At 43.2% G+C, this 19,090-nt stretch carries 12 protein-coding genes; 4 read left to right on the top strand and 8 right to left on the bottom strand.

The genetic code is table 11. From position 1 onward, the window contains the following. The first annotated feature begins 28 nt into the window (after positions 1–28). From G628_RS0115615 to G628_RS0115600, 4 genes are all read left to right on the top strand, one after another. Complete coding sequence (locus tag G628_RS0115615) at positions 29–622, top strand: LURP-one-related/scramblase family protein (RefSeq protein ID WP_026654076.1); 594 nt, start codon at positions 29–31, stop codon at positions 620–622. A 133-nt stretch (positions 623–755) separates the two neighbouring features. Beyond that, on the top strand, positions 756–1,766 hold the full coding sequence (gene asnA, locus G628_RS0115610; protein WP_026654075.1) for an aspartate--ammonia ligase: 1,011 nt from the start codon (positions 756–758) through the stop codon (positions 1,764–1,766). A 143-nt stretch (positions 1,767–1,909) separates the two neighbouring features. Then, the gene (locus tag G628_RS0115605) at positions 1,910–3,235 is read left to right on the top strand and encodes a TrkH family potassium uptake protein (RefSeq protein ID WP_242827251.1); all 1,326 of its coding nucleotides are present in this window, start codon (positions 1,910–1,912) and stop codon (positions 3,233–3,235) included. Positions 3,236–3,249: 14 nt separating this feature from the next. Beyond that, positions 3,250–3,894 carry a potassium channel family protein gene (locus tag G628_RS0115600; RefSeq protein ID WP_026654074.1) on the top strand — a complete coding sequence of 215 codons (645 nt, stop codon included), beginning with the start codon at positions 3,250–3,252 and terminating at the stop codon, positions 3,892–3,894. A 589-nt stretch (positions 3,895–4,483) separates the two neighbouring features. Here G628_RS0115600 and G628_RS0115595 read toward each other — a convergent pair. The 8 genes from G628_RS0115595 to G628_RS0115560 form a co-directional block, all read right to left on the bottom strand. Then, positions 4,484–4,990 (bottom strand): YgjV family protein, encoded by a 507-nt coding sequence (locus G628_RS0115595; RefSeq protein ID WP_026654073.1) that lies wholly within the window; start codon positions 4,988–4,990, stop codon positions 4,484–4,486. A gap of 138 nt (positions 4,991–5,128) precedes the next feature. Then, positions 5,129–6,502, bottom strand: a complete 1,374-nt coding sequence (locus tag G628_RS17740; protein ID WP_051199252.1) for a glycoside hydrolase family 53 protein — start codon at positions 6,500–6,502, stop codon at positions 5,129–5,131. 28 nt (positions 6,503–6,530) lie between these two features. Then, positions 6,531–10,244 (bottom strand): helicase-exonuclease AddAB subunit AddA, encoded by a 3,714-nt coding sequence (addA, locus tag G628_RS0115585; protein WP_027209535.1) that lies wholly within the window; start codon positions 10,242–10,244, stop codon positions 6,531–6,533. Next, positions 10,234–13,776: a PD-(D/E)XK nuclease family protein gene (locus tag G628_RS0115580; protein WP_027209534.1), complete on the bottom strand. Its 3,543-nt coding sequence runs from the start codon at positions 13,774–13,776 to the stop codon at positions 10,234–10,236. The genes addA and G628_RS0115580 overlap by 11 nt, the downstream gene beginning before the upstream one ends. 42 nt (positions 13,777–13,818) lie before the next feature. Further along, a complete protein-coding gene (locus G628_RS17735) occupies positions 13,819–15,975 on the bottom strand; it encodes a bifunctional diguanylate cyclase/phosphodiesterase (RefSeq protein ID WP_051199251.1) in 2,157 nt (718 codons plus the stop codon). A gap of 257 nt (positions 15,976–16,232) precedes the next feature. After that, complete coding sequence (locus G628_RS0115570; RefSeq protein WP_242827250.1) at positions 16,233–16,817, bottom strand: TIGR01440 family protein; 585 nt, start codon at positions 16,815–16,817, stop codon at positions 16,233–16,235. Continuing rightward, positions 16,810–17,355: an ECF transporter S component gene (locus tag G628_RS0115565; protein ID WP_034461875.1), complete on the bottom strand. Its 546-nt coding sequence runs from the start codon at positions 17,353–17,355 to the stop codon at positions 16,810–16,812. Before G628_RS0115565 ends, G628_RS0115570 begins: the two co-directional genes overlap by 8 nt. Positions 17,356–17,452: 97 nt before the next feature. Next, on the bottom strand, positions 17,453–18,847 hold the full coding sequence (locus G628_RS0115560; protein ID WP_026654068.1) for a PLP-dependent aminotransferase family protein: 1,395 nt from the start codon (positions 18,845–18,847) through the stop codon (positions 17,453–17,455). Positions 18,848–19,090: the final 243 nt, after the last annotated feature.

The following is a 19,090-nucleotide window of genomic DNA, read 5'->3' as shown; positions in this document are numbered from 1 at the left end:
ATATTGATTAAAAACGGAGGCAATTCTTATGGGTGTTTTTTCTAAGATACATAGATTCAGAGAAGCGGGACAACAGGCAAACGTCAACAACCTTGAGCGCTTTGGCACTCCCGCAGTTTCTTTATTTACTACTTCAAAGATTTTCACGCTGCACAAGCTTATTGATATCACAGACGGCTATGAAAACGTCATTTATCACGCTTCGACCAAATTTCCTTCACTTCATGACAAAACGGATATAACCGATGCTTACGGCAATCCGGTCGCACATGTGGAAAGAAAGCTCTTTTCACTTCACGAGAGACACTATGTCTATATGGCAAACGGCGCATCTTTCGAGATTTCAAATGAGCTCATGCACATAATCAAGGACGTTACCAACATTGTCGGACTCGGTTGGCAGCTTAAGGGCAACATTCTGGGCTTAAACTTCGAATTATATGATGAAAACGGTGAGATAATCGCTGTCATTTCCCAGAAGATGTTCTCAATTCACGACAAATACTGCATAGATATATACAAGACAGAACATGAAAAGATAGTCATCGCGATCCTTGTAACTCTTCAGCACATGATAAAAGACAGAGAAGCTGCGTCTTCAGGTTCATCTTCATCAGACTGATGTAAAGGTGCATAAATAATCATTTTTTTCTTGCAATATGAGGGAAAAAGCGATTTAATTAACTGTGAGACATTTTTTCATGGGAATGCTTTTCCTGTGAAAAAGGAAACTATATAAGAAAGTGGAAAAGATTATGGAAAACCTTAAAATTCCCAAGAACTACAAATCTGCTCTTGATCTCCACGATACACAGGTAGGTATCAAGACTGTCAAAGATTTCTTTCAGGGCATGCTCTCAAACAGACTCAATCTTCAGAGAGTAACGGCACCTCTTTTTGTAACACCCGAATCAGGACTTAATGATAACCTCAATGGTGTTGAGCGTCCTGTTTCTTTTGATATTCTCAACGAAAATGAACGTCCTGCCGAGATCGTGCACTCTCTTGCTAAATGGAAGAGATATGCGCTTAAGAAGTATGGCTTCAATGTCGGCGAGGGACTTTATACCGATATGAACGCTGTTCGCCGTGACGAAGTTCCGGATAATATCCATTCTATCTTCGTTGACCAGTGGGACTGGGAAAAGGTTATAAATAAAGAAGACCGTAATATTGATTTCCTTAAAGAGACTGTAAAAGACGTATATAAAGTACTCAGAAAGACTGAGAAATTCATGTCTATCCAGTACGATTATATTGAAGAAATCCTTCCTGAGGATATTTTCTTTATCACAACTCAGGAGCTTGAGGACATGTTCCCCGAGTACTCTCCCAAGGAGCGTGAGTACTACATTGCAAAGGCTAAGGGCGCTGTATGCATCATGCAGATCGGTGACCTCCTTGCATCAGGTGAGAAACACGACGGCAGAGCTCCCGACTACGACGACTGGGCACTCAATGCCGATATTATCGTGTACTTCCCTGTTCTTGACATTGCTCTTGAATTATCAAGTATGGGTATCCGTGTAGACGAGAACTCACTTAAGGCTCAGCTTGAGAAAGCAGGTTGCACAGAAAGAGCCGAGCTTCCTTTCCAGAAAGCAATCCTTAATAAGGAACTTCCTTACACTATCGGCGGAGGAATCGGTCAGTCAAGAATCTGCATGTTCTTCTTAAGAAAGGCCCATATCGGAGAGGTTCAGTGTTCAATCTGGCCCGATGAGATGGCTGAAGAAGCAAAAAATAACGGAATACAGCTTTTATAATAACAATAAAACATTAAAGGTTGCGAATCTATTTTCGCAGCCTTTTTCATGTTATTAAGACAGGGAGAAATATTGACTTGTTTTCATCAACTAAAGATAAAATATCAAAACCAAAAAAATTATCGCCGGCACATACAATTCCGGTGAGTTTTCTTATAACAATCCTTGTAGGAGCGCTGCTTCTTATGCTACCGTTTTCATCGGCAAGCGGAAAGCCCACGGATTTTCTGACCGCGCTGTTTACCGCAACAACGTCGGTCTGCGTTACGGGACTTGTGGTCGTTGACACTTACGCACACTGGAGTTTTTTTGGCCAGCTGATCATCTTGATACTTGTTCAGATTGGCGGCCTTGGAATGATAGCTATCGCCGCTACTTTGATGCTTATAACGCACAAAAAGTTTTCGCTCGGTGACAGAATGCTTCTTCAGGACTCTTTTAATCTAAGTTCGGGAACAAAATTGCTCAGATTCCTTACCAGGGTAATAAAAGGAACTTTCATAACGGAAGGCCTCGGCGTGATTTTCTATTCATTTGTATTCATCCCGCAATTTGGCTTTATTAAAGGCCTGTGGATCTCGATTTTCAACTCTGTATCGGCATTTTGTAACGCAGGAATGGACGTTATCGGGCAGGGCAGCCTTGCCAATTACAGAGAAAATCCGATTGTTATGGCAACTACCATGATTCTTATAATCATGGGCGGTCTTGGCTTTGTCGTTTGGTTTGACGTTCTTCATTCGATAAAAGAAGGTGTGAAAAAGAGATTCTCTCCCATCATTATGGTAAAAAGATTCTCCGAGCACTGTAAGCTCGTTCTCAGTTTTACGATTATACTTATAACGAGCGGCACGCTTATTTTTCTTTTGACCGAGTATAACAATCCCGGAACCATAGGAAACATGGGCTTTGGGCAGAAACTGGTAAACAGCCTGTTCCAGTCGATTACACTTAGAACTGCCGGATTCACCACTATTCCACAGGAAAACCTGACGGTTGCGTCCTGCCTTGTCTCATATTTATTCATGTTCATAGGCGGTTCGCCGATCGGAACTGCGGGCGGTGTCAAGACGGTCACAATTTTCCTGCTCTTTATGAATGTGCGCTCTTATGTAAAAAACGCGAATCAGAACGTCATCTTCAACAAACGCGTTTCGGTGGATTCGATGAGAAAGGCGGCCGCAGTTGTTTATGTCAGTGTTTTTGCAACTCTCACACTCGCGGTACTTCTTTCGGTATTTAATCCCGTTCCGATGGAGGATGCATTGTTTGAAGTTATAAGTGCATGCGGAACCGTCGGTTTATCGAGAAATCTTACGGCAGCGCTTAATCCTATAGGACGGATCATAATAATAGTTGCAATGTTCCTCGGAAGAACAGGTCCCATCTCGATGGTGGCGTTCTTTTCCGGAAATGAATCAAATAAAAACAACATCAACTACTCCGAGGGAGTATTTTACGTCGGATAAACGGAGGTATAGAAGTGAAAAAATCAGTAGCAGTCTTAGGACTTGGAAAATATGGACGCAGCGTGGCAAAGAACCTGTATGCAATCGGTGAAGACGTGCTCGTTGCAGACAAAGACGAAAGACGTATAAGAGACATCTCATCCAAGGTAACTTCCGCAGTATGCGCGGACCTTGAAAATGAGGACGAAGTTATGGCGCTCGGACTCCAGAACATGGACATCGTTATAACCGCAATGGGCGGCAATATAGCAGCAAGCATCATGGCGGTATCTATTGCAAAAGAAAAGGGCGTTCCGCTTGTAATCGCAAAGTCCTCTTCTTCCCGCATGGCCACTATTCTTCAGAGAGTCGGTGCAGACAAGATTGTCGATCCCGAGAAAGAAGGTGGTGTGCGCTCAGCCAGGATTCTTGCTTCACAGTCAATCCACGATTACTTCGAGCTTGACGATAACCTCTGCATGGTTGAATTGCAGCCAAGAAACGCATGGCTCGGAAAGAGTCTTATCGAGCTCGATCTTCGTAAAAAACACAACATGAACGTCGCAGCTATCAAAGAAAAAGGCGGCAACTGGAGATATATCAATCCTTCTCACAAGCTCACCGAGAATAATCTTCTCATGGTCATCCTCGAAAAGAAGGATATCGAAAAGTGGAAGTAAAAAGCGGGCTGCAGTCTTTTTGCTGTATCATCTCAAAACATTATATTGGCCGTGGGATTGGATAAACATATGCTGCGCTTCATAAACTCACATATGCACCAAGAATTTTCCATCTGTCCATGCAGATGATTTTTATAGCCTCGTCTGTTTTTCAAAAGGTCAAAAATCACTTTCCTGCATGCGGAGAAAGATGTCTGAAGCAGGACGCTTCTATACAGTTAAAAGATCATGGTCATTGTCCGCAACGCGGACTATTATAACAAATATAAAGCACAAAATTCCGAACTCATAGAGCTCGGAATTTGTGCTTTTATTTGTTTTAGGCGCTACGCGCCGTATGACCATGACCTATATAGGTTTTATTTGCGTCCTGCAAGTTCTTTTCGAAGCATGCAATAAGGAAAGTGATTTGACCTTCAGAAAAACAAGAGGATATAACGAATCTGCATGAACAGATGGTAATTCTTAGGTGCATCTGCTCAGACAACTTCGCGCAGCATATATCCCCCCCGGCCAATATAATTTCGATGAAATGCAGCAAAAAGACTGCAGCCCTGCCGCTCACTTCTCACTTTTCGATGTGATACTCTCAGTTCTCCTGTGCGGCTTTTTCTTTTCTCATCTTTATGATGGTTACTATGTTGGCGATGATGGTCGCAGCATCGGAAGCTGCGCCGGTATAGGAACCAAGTATGAAATGATAGATGAGCCATGGGATGAAGGTAAGCATTACCAGCATCTTGAATTTGAGAGGATCTTTCACGTCCATAAACAGAATATATACTATGCATACCGCTGCAGGGATTATTCCAAGTAAGCCCTGATTGTTAAGCAGGATTGTCATAACAACAGATGCCGCTATGAAGAATATCTTCCACAGAAGGTTGAGTTTTTCTTTATAGCAGATGAAGTTTCTTACGCATGAAAGTACGTTGTTTACGGCACCGGTTATGCCTCCCAAAAGCAGCATAGCCACTCCCTGCATCAGAAGCTGGACTATCTGTAATATCAGTATTTTGGACTTCTTTTTTACCGCGCCTGTCCCAATCTGTATCATTGCGGCAAAAAAATCTATTATGTTCGCAATAAGTTGCATATCAAAAAACTCTCTCCTGTTTCAGTAAAAAAATAGATACAATTTAATATTTAACTACACAAACATAATTAATGCAATCCTCATAATTTGCACGAATAGCATGAGAGCCAATACTACTATTTATTCCCCAAAATAGCTCTACTTCATGTACTTAAACACCTTAATTGATTCAAGCGGATGTCCGCCAAAGTCAAAGAATGCCTGATTATCCCAGGAGCTTCCGCCGTAATATTTCGCAGCATCTTTGTCATAGTCTGAAGCAAAACTGCTCGCCCAGCCGCTTCCGTACTTCTCCCAGATTGATGAGTTATCAGCGTTTGCAGGCCCTACAGGAAGCCAAGCTCCTTCCCAATAGAACACGCCGATTCCGCCGGCACTGTTTACGTTCTGATAAAGGTCATGTATATAAGAGGCCTGTCCTTCGATTGATGCAGGATATCCGTCCACAAGATCAGCCTTGCCTACCCTGTTTCCAAAGCCATCTCCGTCCTGCAGAGTATAGCAATAGGAAGTCTCCGCAATAAAGGTCTTCTTGCCAAAGTGCTCTTCAATATACCCCATCACACTTTTCATATTATCCATATCGCCGTGCCAGAACGGATAATAGCTAAGTCCCATCATATCAAAATCAAGTCCGTTATTTACAAGTTTCTCTATAAGAGACAAGACACCCTCTTTCGGGGATATATCCGTATAATGAACTACAACCCCTATATCTTTGCCGATCTCTTTCGATATCTCCCGAACCGCTTTGCTTCCTGACTTTAACAGCTCAATGACATTCTCTATCTTTGTTTCGCCTGACATACCGTTGTTGATCTCGTTTCCTATCTGAACCATCCCAACATCGACGCCTGCATCCAAGAGCTGTTTAAGGCTGTCTTTGGTGTAATCATATACAGCCTTTGACTTTTCTTCCAAGCTCATGCCTTTCCATGCCTTTGGAGCATACTGCTTCTGAGGATCCGCCCAGAAATCGGAGTAGTGAAAATCGATTAAAACCTTCATTCCGTAATCTGTAGCTCTTTTGCCCAGTTCTATTGCGGTTGGAAGATCGTTGTTACCACCGCCATAGCCGTTTCCGTTCTCATCATAGGGATCGTTCCAAACGCGAATACGGATGTAATTTATACCTGAATCGGCAAAGGTTTTAAGCGCATCCTGCTCATTTCCGTCAAAGTCATAGAATTTTACTCCGCTTTTCTCCTCTGTAAGCAGTGAAGACACATCCATTCCAAAGATAAAATCATCTGAAAGACCATCAATTGCAGTTTTCCATGTCTCCATATCGGCCTCCTCACCTTCCGGCTCCACCATATCCTCAGTTGCAGCCACAGTTGCACTCATAACACCACTAGGTGCATCACTCGTCACACCACCGGACACATCCGCATCTATGGCCGTTTCTGCATCTGCGCCCACCGTGGAACTATCGGCACCGGCACATCCACATACGGCACAGATTGTCAAAAAAGCTGTTGTAACAAAAGTTTGCATGCTCCTTAGCTTCATCTTTCGGCGTCCCTCCTACTTATCAAAATCAGTATTTCCCCAGATTCACCTCTTTTGCCAATGCGAAGGAATAAATATATGTGTCTTTAACTTTCTTTCCCGTCGATGCTTCCAGCGCTCTTTTATAAAGTTCAAGCTGAATCTTGTATCGCTTTACAAGCTCCTCTTCATCCTTTGTGCGGTCTGTCTTGTAATCGACAAGCACGATCTCATCATCCTCTATGAACCACGCGTCGATGATACCCTGAATAAGAACAAGCTCATCTGAAGGGAATTTCTTATCAAGTTCGCTCGCGGAAACTCCCATCATAAACGGTTTCTCTCGCATAAGAAGCCCTGCGTTAAAAGCTGCTCCCATTCGCTTTCCGAGATCAGTCCCCAGGAATTTTCCGATATCCTCCGTCTTGATACAATCGGCAGAAGCCCTAGTTATCCTGTCTTTCTGAACAAGCTCGTCAAGGAACCTTCCAAGCTCGGCAGCACCGCTTCCCACGCTGTAATCAAGAAGCTCCATGATCCTGTGGTACGCCGTTCCTCTATCAGCTCCCGTAAGCCCGGACGCCTCAGACACTTTTCTTTCCGGCTTCAAAAAAGACTCACCATTTTCCAGCGCATAATTGCTACTTTCCGCGGCTTCATCATACTCCGCTCCGTACTCTTCCTCTTTGGTAAAATGCTCGCCGTTCTCTTCAAGAATATGCTTTTTAAGCTCTGTAACCGTAGTCTTGGTATAAAGCCCCTTAAGATGCTCAAATCCGTACCTCGCATCCATCTTGTCTTCAAGCTTCTTCGCAAGTTCCTTATCGTAATAAGCTCCGATACCGTCCATACGGATAAGCCCCTTAACGCTCTCTTTCTCATTACCGGCATTTATTTCATCTACACTTACAGATGAAACCGCGAATTTCGGCACGCTTTCTTCGTTGTCCATAAACTTATCCGTTATAAGCTCCGACAATCCGTACTTTTCGGCAATATCATATATCGCAGGATGCCTGACAAGCGAAGGAAGAACAAGATCAAGATAACACGCCGCCGATAACCTTATCGAAAAAGGCATCAGTTCTTTTCCCTGTGAAACTCCATGTGCAAGCTCAGGCTGACGTTTAAGCTCCTTAGCAAGTACATCCGGAAGTTTTTTGACCGAAGCGGTCATGATTAGTTTTTCTTTTGCTCTCGTAAGTGCAACGTAAAGTACACGCAGTTCTTCGCCCAGACTGTCCGTATTCATCTTATCTGCGATTATCACCCGCTTTAAGGTCTCTGAGCGTAGACGCAGCTTAGAATCGATGCATTTAACACCTATTCCGAGGTCCATATCCGCAATGAGATTGCCCTTGGTATCCATTTTGTTGAACTGCTTGGACATTCCCGCAACGAACACTACAGGAAACTCCAGTCCCTTACTCTTGTGAATACTCATGATGCGCACAACATCGGCGTTCTCATCGATAATCCCTGCCTCGCCGTAGTCTACCTGTACGACCTTGATGTGCTCAATGTATCTGACAAAGTGGAACAATCCCTTAAAGCTTGTCTTTTCGAAGCTTTCAGCCTTGGACAAAAGAAGCTCTATATTGGCCCTTCTCTGATTGCCCGCGGGCATCGCACTCACAATAAGCTCAAAGCCCGTAACATCAATGATATACTGCAAAAGCTCATGCACGGGTGTGTAAGTGGAAATATCCCTCAGATCTTCGATCAGCGAAACAAATTTCTCAAGCTTATCAGATAACGCCTGATTTTGAATAAGTGCCTTATCTGCGCTGTCTCCATGCACAAGTTTTAATATTCCCTCATACAACGAAGATGTGCTGAAAGCCTCTTCACTTTTATTAAGTGTAATTTTAACAAGTGCAAGTTCCTCGTCAGTAAAGCCACCTATTGGCGAATGCATTACCGCAACAAGCGGTATGTCAACCGTAGGATTGTCTATTACTGAAAGGATATTCAGCATAACAGACACTTCCCACGCATCGAAATATCCGCTCTTTGACTCTATATATGATGGAATCCCCTGTTCCTCCAGCGCTTTTTTAAACACATCGTCCCATCCGGAGTTCGTCCTTAGCAAAATTACAATATCTTTAAACTTTAGCTCCGGATCCTCGCGCATGAGCTCAAGTATCTTATTTCCTATCGCGTGGGCCTCATTTTCTTTTTTCCCCTCGGGATCGTCTATAAGTATGAGCTCGGGAGTCATGTCAAAAGAGGGCTCGTCATATCCCGCACCCGTCACAAGCTCCGCGTCCTTGTCATACTCAACGCTTCCAAGATCCTTCCCCATTATCTTCCTGAAGATGTAGTTGGTTCCCTCAAGAACCTCTTCCCTGCTTCGGAAATTCTTATGAAGGTCGATTCTCCTGTCACTTGCAGACTCATCCTTACTGTAAGTAGCAAGCTTCTTCATAAAAATCTCGGGACGCGCAAGCCTAAACTTATAAATACTCTGCTTCACGTCACCAACCATGAACCTCTCGGAGGATCCCGCTTTTATTCCTGATATTGCCTGCAAAATAAGCTCCTGCACAGCATTACTGTCCTGATACTCATCAATTAAAACTTCTTTAAAGAATTCCCTATATTCAAGCGCCACATGCGTCGGCTCCCCCGTCTCATAATCAATGAGAATATTAAGCGCAAAATGCTCCATATCGGAAAAGTCGATCAGGCGCTCTTCTCTTTTCTTTTCATCAAAAAGCTGTATGTAACGAAGAGTCAGCCTGCAGAGCTCCTTCACCGCCCTGTCGCAAAGCTTCATCTGTTCGGCGACCATATCGGACGTAAGCACCAGGTAGTTCTCGGTGATTTTCTTTATGTCCTTTTTTACGCTGTCACGAAGTTCCTTTGCGCGCTCTTTTTTCTCAGGCGATACGCTCTCGTCCTTCTTTGCAGGCAATCTGTCAAAAGAAATCCCTCTTACCGCGTCATACAGCTCATCATACGACTCGTAAGCCGCAGCACGCCCCATCATCTCCGCTTCTTTCTCAAGCAGCTCTCCGTACATATACGGTCCGTCGGGCAAAAGAGTCAGCTCATGAGCCGCGCTCAACTTATCCTGCGCCTCAAGAAGCATTCTTTTTACCGAAGTAACACATTCTTTTACCCATTCAAGCTCATCAAAATTCTTTCCCTCGATGTCGTAATCAAGCGCCCTCTCCTTGATATAAGTCTCAGGCCACGGCATACTCATGGAAAAGCGATAGAGCCTTTCGATATACTCTTCAACGGCCTTGTCGTTGCTTCCCGTGCCGAAATATTCCATGCAATAGATGAAATCTTCGTTGCTGCCTTCTTTTGCCTTAGTATACTCTTCCTCAAGCATGTTCTTCATAACATCTTCCTGAAGAAGCCTGAGCTCACCTTCATCTCCGACACTGTAAGACGGATCAAGCCCGACAAAATTAAAGTTATTTTTAATAATATACTGGCAAAAAGAATCTATCGTAGTTATCTGGGCATTATGAATAAGCGTCTCCTGCTTCTGCAGATGTGTATTCTCCGGATCCTCCAAAAGCTTGTCCTGAATGGCAAGAGTAATCTTCTCCTTCATCTGCGAAGCTGCCGCTTTGGTAAAAGTAACGACAAGAAGGTGGTCGATATCCACACCTTCATTTATCATCTGTATGATGCGCTCGACAAGAACCGCCGTCTTTCCGGATCCGGCGGCGGCTGAAACCAGCACATTACATTTCCTGGCGTTTATTACCGCCTTCTGTTCATCAGTAAACTCAACTTTCATTCCTTATAAGCTCCATTGCTTCTTTATCGTCAAGATCAAGTTTTCTTCTGGAATATCCCGGAATCTTATCGTCAAATCCGCATATTCCCTTATACTCGCAGTACTTGCAAGATCCCTTTACATCCATCTCATAAGGATTCACCTTAATATCTCCGTTTAAAATGGACTTACCGAATTCGCGGATCTTCTTATCTACATACTTGGAAATAGCGGAATAATCCTCATTTGAAACGGCACTTGAAGCCGCTGTCAGGTCTCCGCTCTTGTTAAAGCCGACCGGTATAACGTCAGATGTACCGTTTATGCTGTTGTCAAGCATATTTATGATATCCCTGTTTCCGTTGACCAATCCGGTCGTACGAAGTGCCTTGATTATCTCTTTATTGATAACGTCCGGTTGCAAATCTCCCGAACCGCTTATCATCGGGTCGTCCACATGATAATACAAAACAGCGGCGGGAACGGCTTCTTTTCCGTTATAGATTTTCTTGCTTGCGGCGGTCGCTACGTTCATATACATAACGAGCTGAAGCTGAAGGCCGTAATATAACGATGCAAGACTCAGTTTTTTTCCGCCCGATTTAAAATCGATGACCTTGACATAAACATGATCCGAATCTTCATACAGATCAACGCGGTCAATCCTTCCGTGCAATTTCATGCTCTCAACTATTCCGCGTTTCTCATCTTCCGAAAGAGTTATATCGATCTCTTCGATTTTGCCCGCTTCCCTGAAATCCATCTCGACATACGCAGGCTCAAAACTTCCTTTGGAAATCTGGTATTTAAGCGTATCAACCGTCCTTATAAGTATCCTTTTTATGCGTTCAACCATGAATTCATTACGCGCGTTACTTAAAAGGATGGTCTCTCCGTATGCATCGACGCTTTCTGTTAAGGCACGATTTAATATCTCATCAGACTCCTCTTTAGACAAGTCTTTCCACGATATATGCCTGTTTATAATCTCGCTTGTATATTTTTCAAGGACTTCATGGAAAACATTTCCGAGATCTGCCGAAGCAAAGTCATACTCTTTTCTCTCGGACAGCCCCATTCCGTATCTTAAGAAATGTGAATAGCAACATGAAGCAAACTTCTCAAGTCTGCTCACACTGTTCTCGAGATTTGCCCCGTAGAGCGCAAGCGCAATATTCTTGGCAAGAGGTTTGTCTTCATAATGCTTAAATGCAGCCTCTGTCAGCTTATCCAAAAGAGATTTCTCTTCATACTTCTTTCCAACGATCTCATAGAGCGTTGAAAGCTCTGTCTTTTCCTTATCTCCGAGTATTCCGAGTGAATATTCTCTCATCATCTCAGCAAGATTATCGAGACTGTCGTTAACACAGGAAACCTGCTCCTCAAAAGGCGCATCCTCAGGCCGCTCAACCTCAATTCCTTCATACAATGACTCTATCTTCGAAATAAGATAAGCCGGTCGCACGCTCTTTCCGTCGGTTCCAAGTTCAGAGTACGACAAAACAAGCCTGTCCGTAGGCTTTGTGAGGTTCATATACAGATAGAGCCTCTGAATGTACATCTGCTGTCTCGGTGTCGGCGCAAGCTCAACTCCCGTATCAAGGTCAAGCAAAAACTGCCTGTCCATATCGGAAAGAATTCCTCCGCCGCCCGTATTTGCCGGAATAAGTCCGTCGTTGACTCCCATAAAGAAAAGAGCTTTGATCTCACGAAGTCTCGTTCTCTCAATATCTCCGACAATGACCCTGTCCACATCCTGAGGGATTGTTCCGACCTCGATATCTCCGAATCCGACATTCAGAATGTCCTTATATTCTTTAAGCTCCAGCTTATCATCCCCGATAAGCGCCGCAATCTGCTTCAGGATATCGGAAACCTTCTTGTAAACCTGGTCGTACTCTTTGGCCTTCTCCCTGTCTCCGAACTTTTCAAACTTCTCTTTATAGCGCTCAAGCTTTGTGATGCAGTCGTTTTCCTCTATCATTTTGAAAAGAGCTTCCGTGATCTCCGCAGCCGTTCCTCCTTTTGCATCAAAAAGAGGCTTAAGCTCCGCACTGATTGCAGCTCTCATTCCGTCAAGTTTCTCAATAAGCTCAAGTTCCGATGTATCGTCTTCTTTGCCTTTTTTTCTCTTGAACTTAGTCGGCATCCTGCGCATAAAGCGGTCTTCCCACTGCTTTCTTCCCTTTATGCCAAGTGCCCTTACGTAGTTTTCAAGAATGTCGGTGTCCTCCTTGGAGAAATCCGTCATTCCGCTTCGCATATAATGAAATACGTCTTCGTATCTGTATCCCGATATAGCAATGTTTATCGCACTTGTGATGTACTCGATAAACGGATTCAGTAGCAGTCCGGTGTTTTGGTCTATATAAACGGGAATGTCAAACTTTCTCGCAGCTCTTTTCACCAGATTACCGTACGAGCTCAAACCTCCGCACACCACCGCAATATCTCTGTATGCATATCCCTCATCCCTAACAAGTGAGCGTATTTTCATCATGGTTCTACGAACTTCCTCTTCGGTCGTCTGCGTCTCGAATATCTGTATGGAATCCTGCTCCTTGCTGTACTTGCATGAATTATATCTGAAAAGATTCTGCTCAAGAAACGCAAGCGGCGGGTTATCCTTAAGCCTCATTACCTTCTCATCTCTTATGAAGATATCCCCGCCCGAAACCTTTTTGCTCATCTCGTCGTTTCTGATATTTCTCCACGCTTCAAAATCAAGGCTTCCCTGCGAGATTGCGCCCGCTTCCTTGCAAAGCTCATATTCTATCTTCTCAAGGTCACGCACGGTCTTTTTCGTGAGCATGAACAGTTCCTGTTCTTCAAAAGAGCCTGCGTACGGATTTTCATTAGGTCCGATAGTAAGGGACACACACACTTCCTTTGATACCCGAAGGAGCTCTTTTATAACCCTGTACTGAATCGGCGTAAAACCTGTGAATCCGTCGAATACAATGACACTGTCTTTTAAAAGAGGTGACTTTGGAATCGCCTTACATAAAATATCAAGCGTTTCTTCTGTAGTTATGAATTTTCCTTGGATGTAGCGAAGAAATTCTCCGTAAAGGAGTCTAAGATCTTTTATCTTGGAATTGAGTGCAGCCTTGGAAGAGCTCTTTTCCTCAAGGATGGCAAGCGCCTCGTCTCCTATTCCGTACTGCATAAACTCTGAAATTGTGGACTTAACTTCATCGATATATCCGGGCTTATGCATATTTCCGCCTATTACGGGAAGTCTGTCACCCAGAATATCGGCTACTCGGCGTAATACAAGACTCTTTCCCACATCATCGAGCACAGAAAAAGAGCTTTTAGACGTCTCTTCCAAAACTCTGTGTGAAAGACGTCCAAAGCTCAATACATCAATGTTCATTATCGCATGCGAAGGGTGCATTCTTACCACATCCTTCTGCGTTTGCATCGTAAACTGATCCGGAACAATAAGTAAAAAATCATTACCGGTGTTATTAAAACTTCTTTTAATTATCTCTTCTATCAGCCCCGTGCTCTTCCCCGCACCGGATGCCCCAAAACAAAACCTAAGCATTTATGCTCTGCCACCTCAATCTGCCTTTTTAAAGATTCACGGTCAAGTGCTCTCAATCTGTTTAAGAACTCTTTTCAGCTCATCAAGTTCATCCATATACCTGCATCCCGCAATGAATCTCCATTTACCATTATAGTGGAAAGGAAGAATGATGTACATCAGGATTCTGTCCTCATCTCCGGGAAGCGCAGACCTGTAGTAATCAACGAGGTAATGCTTGCCCGAACTTTCAATCCGGTCGTGAACGGTAGTGATATCAAAGAATTTTTTGAACCGTTCCCTGTCAGCTTCCATGATATGCGTATCCAAATACATCTGCACCGCTAAAACGGCCTTTCTCTCTATATCCGAAAGAGCCTTCTGATTTCCGCAAAGGAAAAGATTTTCAAACATTCCCTCCTCATTAAACAGATCTATACGGTTATACAAATTCAAAAGATGCATGAGCACGGCACTGTAATCATCTGCGGAATGTGCTTCCTTCTGCGCGGTGACGTTTCGTGAAACAAGCGCAAATGCTGCTTTTTCCCCGTGTCTTGAAAGAAACCTCACCTTGGTATTTATCACATAACCGTTTGCAACAAGGTCGGCCTCACTTCTCTGGTTATAAGATGATTCCGCCATCTTCAGGATATTTGCAAATCCGCTGGCATTATCCCTTTCCTTGGACCTTCCTATCTCATTTGCCCTGTCCAGATTCTCCGCACCTATAGTCTTCAAGAAATCAATATAGGCTTCATTTGCGTATACAAAACTCACTTGATCGCCATGTAGCTCCGCTATGGCAATCGGAAGTTTTATCATGATTTCCATACTCTTTGTTTCAAGCGGCGTGCTGTTCAGGAAATTGACTGTACCGATATCATCGTAATACGAGCTGAAATCAAACTCCTCATTGTTCTCAAAGCTGCAATCAACACTCCTTACAAATTCAGAGACAGGCTTAGGCTTGCCAAAAAGATATCCCTGCATCTTTTCGCATCCTATGTTCAAAAGAAATTCATACTGTTCTTCCGTCTCAACACCCTCTGCGAGCGTATGTATTCCTAGCTCTTTTGCCATATTTACTATGGATGCAAGAATTATCCTCGATTTCTGATTCGTCTCAAACTCGCGCAAAAAGCCCATATCGATCTTGATAACATCGAAGTCATAATCTTTCAGGTTGTTAAAAGAACTGTATCCTGCGCCGAAATCGTCCATCCAGACTTCATATCCTGCATCCCTGAATTTCTTTATATGTTTGCCCAAAAAATCTGCTCCGGATGCGATAGCACTCTCCGTAACCTCAATGTGGAGAAGCTTTTTGGGAATGTCATATTTTGCCCTGCACTTATCAATCTCACTCATAATGTCGCAAAGCTCAAAATCAAGCCTTGAGAGGTTTACGGAAATCGGCTCAACGGCATATCCCGAATCTATGTCATCCCTCAGATCCGAGCAAACCTGATCTATCATGTATATATCAAGCCTGTGTATAAGATGAACGCTCTCAAGCACCTCAATAAAAACAGCCGGAGAAATGATACCGTAAGTCGGATCGAGCCACCTTGCAAGCGCCTCATATCCGCAGACTTTTCTCGTGACCGCTCTTATTTCTTTCTGATAATAAACCTGGAAATATCTCTGTTTAAAAGCATTTTCAAAATTATCGATAACGTACCGGCGAAGCTCATTTCTTTTGTCCAGCTCCTCCGTGTACAGGTTGTTGTCTCTATCGTAAACTCTTATGATGTCGTCGCACGCCATCTTGGCTCTGTCGACCATTATAACGGGATCTTCCTCAGTGCCCGTGGCGCGGTAAATACCGGCCTTAACCTTCATCTTAAGGCCCTTCTCGTAATTATGTACGGCTTCTCTGAAATCATCCAATTTATCAAGAAGCTCTTCTTTATCAATGGATTTTCCAAGGACAATAAACTGATCTCCGCTTGTTCGCGCAACCAGTTCATCAGGGAAAATGTTTTTGAGTTCATGTGCCATTCCTCTCAGAAAATCGTTGCCTCCCGCGAAGCCGTATTTCTGATTGAACACCTTGAAATTCATAACATTTATGTAGATGATAACTGTATCTTCGGATGCAGAGTATTTGTCATGCCCCCGGAGATGCTCAAGGATACCTGTAAGATTGTGCAGTCCCGTAAGTTCATCTATATGATTTTTTTCTTCGATAGTTATAACATCTTCCATTTGCTTCATAACGTCTCTATAGCCTCCGAAAATTGTCGACCTGTACCTTATTAACGCAAATAAAAATATCAATTATCGTACAATCACAAATATTATATCACAAGAATTACACGGTAATTGATATTTACAGTAATTTAAGATGTTTGCTATGTTTCGTTTACCAGATATGAAATATTATACAAACACTTCAGCCGTTTGTATAATATCTCATATCTTCTCAAAACAAAACCACATCCACTAATATAATCTTAGACTTGCTCTTGTCCTTACATGAGCTTCTCGTCGTAGATGGCTCTCTGGCCTCCAACGTACTTGGGACGGTGGCGGGCACATATGATTGGAGCAGCTCCGATCTTTCTAAGAGATATTCTCATTGGAACAACAACTGAATGCATATGCATACCGATCATGGTTCCTCCGATATCTATGCCTGCGTCTGCCTTTCCGTTAATAGATTCTACAAGCACAGGATTTTTGAATCTCTGATAACAAACGGTTGCAAAAGCTCCGCCGGCATGATTTGGTTGCGGGATCGCATTGACTTGTTCAAATCCGTACTTTTCCATCGTCTCTCTTTCAACGACAAGTGCCCTGTTAAGGTGCTCACAGCACTGTGCCGCAAGAAGAATTTTCTTTTCCTCAAGAACGGGAACAATTCCGTCAAACACCGCATTCGCAGAATCCAGATTTGTAGCGGTTCCTATCTGGTCTCCCAGTATCTCGCTTGATGAACAGCCAACCACAAAAATCGAACCGGGCGTAAGACCGGCTTTCTCAAGTATCTCCGTAACTGCCTGTCTGCTCTGCTCTGTTATCTCTTTAAAATCCATGTTATTATCTCCTTTATTCATATTCCATTCTCTTAAATATTTTGATAAGCCCAAGTTTGAAGCACAAGAACAGCGAGCCGACAACTCCCAAAAGTGCCTGTGCTATCTCATAGGGTAACTTTACCATGGCATATTCAAATGTGCTATACACATAGATCTTGCCCAATGTATATCCAACAACCATTATAACAGCGCCAATAAGCGTTGCAATCAAAGCCGTAATAAAATGCGTCTTTTTATTCCTGCCAAATTTCGAATTAACTATGAGCGAAATGACAGCCGCCTGAAGTCCATGTGTAACAAGCGATACAAACATGGGAGCCGGGTAAAAGAGAATATCTCCGACAAAAGATCCGATTCCTCCCACTATGAATGCAGAAAGCGGATCAAACAAAAGCGCCGCCGTGCATATTATCAGGTCGCACAGATATAAGTGTCCTCCGGGAACGGGTATGCCGAAACTCGACATTATAATATTGATTCCCATAAACAATCCTGTCAGCGCGATCCATCTCGCATATTTAAAGCCCTTTAAGTCATTGTTTTGTGCCTGATCCATATTTTTTCTCCTTTTACTAAATAATTCAGGATAAAATATATCACTTCACTGGTATTTGTATAATACGTAATTATATTTTATTTTTAAATACCAGTTTTCACAAGCACTTTCTGAGCGCTTTCAGCGCACCGGGCAAAAGACCTACATCAAGATTTGAATAGTCTATTATAAACCTGCCTTGGAGCTGTTTTTCAGGTGTCTCCATGCAGTAATCGGAAACAGCTGATATTTTAATTTTGCTCTTTTTAAGCCTGTCTTCAATATCTCTGTCCGTCTGCTTTGTAAAAAGCTGCAAGATAAAATGAAGTCCGGAATCGTTCTCGATCAGCCTGTAATCAATTCCATCAAGCTCTTTTTTTATTATCTCAAGTACACTCTCACGCTTTCTGGTGTACTGATGACGCATCCTGTTTATGTGTTTCTCGAAATATCCCTTTTTGATAAAGTCCGACAATGTATACTGATCAAACGTTGGAACCGTGCAGGAATAAAAGGCAAGTTTCTCATAGAACCGCTCCGCAAGGTGCTCCGGAAGCACCATGTACCCAATTCTTATGGTGGATGCAAGGGATTTTGAAAAAGTGTTTATGTAAATGACCTTATCCATCCTATCCATACTCTGCATCGGCGGTATCGGATTGCCTCGAAGCCTGAATTCACTGTCGTAATCGTCCTCAACAATGTATCTGCCTTCCTTCTCGCTCGCCCACGCCATTATCTCATTACGTCGTCCTATCGGCATTGTTATGCCCGTAGGAAAGTGATGCGTAGGACTTATATGTGCTATATCCGCCTTTGTCCTTACAAGCTCTGAAACAAGAAGTCCCGATTCATCCATTCGTCCAAAAGCGTGTCTAACGCCTTCAGTCTCGTATATCTGGCTTATCTTGCGATAGCCGGGATCCTCAACGCAGTATTTCTTATCTTTTCCAAGGAGCTTGATGATAAGACCGTAAAGATACTCAGTTCCTGCCCCTACGACAATCTGATCCGGTGAAACATTAAGTCCTCTAAACGACGACAGATGCCCCGCTATAGCTTCTCTAAGCTCATATATGCCGCTACTTTCAGACACCTCAAGTAGCTTATCGCTTCTTCCCGCAACGTTTTCTCTCGTGAGCTTCGCCCATACGGAAAAAGGAAAAGACTCCGCATCCAGGCGACTTGAAGAAAAATCAAAGTCGTACTCATCCTTCGATCTCTTTGTCGCAATCTTAAACTCGCGCTTTTTCTCCTTTGGAAAAGATACCGTCATAGTTACCGCTACAAAATATCCCTTCTTGGGAAACGCATTGATATAGCCCTCTTCCACAAGCTGGTCATAGGCATTATCAACCGTAACCGTGCTTATCCCAAGATTCTCCGACAGGCTTCTCCTCGACGGAAGCTTTTCTCCGGGCAAAAGAACTCCCTTTGTAATATCATCTTTTATAAAGTTGTACAGCTTCTGATAAAGAGGACCTTCCCCCTTTGTAAAATCGTACGTTAGCATAGTTATAATATAATATGAATCATTTTAACTTTGCAACGATAAACACTTTTCGTTTCATAAGTAAAATCTGTCACCTGCGCACAATCATTATCCCTCCGACCCTCCGAAAATGCCGAAGAAAACTTCTTACGTGAGGCCATGCCAATAATCAGAGATATACACGTAAAATTGCATCCATACAATGATTCTGTGCGGTGCTCGTTCCAGTTTTCGCACCGTACAGCTTCTACGCAATGATTCTGT

Source organism: Butyrivibrio hungatei NK4A153 (assembly GCF_000424465.1).
Lineage (GTDB): Bacteria > Bacillota > Clostridia > Lachnospirales > Lachnospiraceae > Butyrivibrio > Butyrivibrio hungatei_A.
This window is presented reverse-complemented; position numbering and strand designations above follow the sequence as displayed.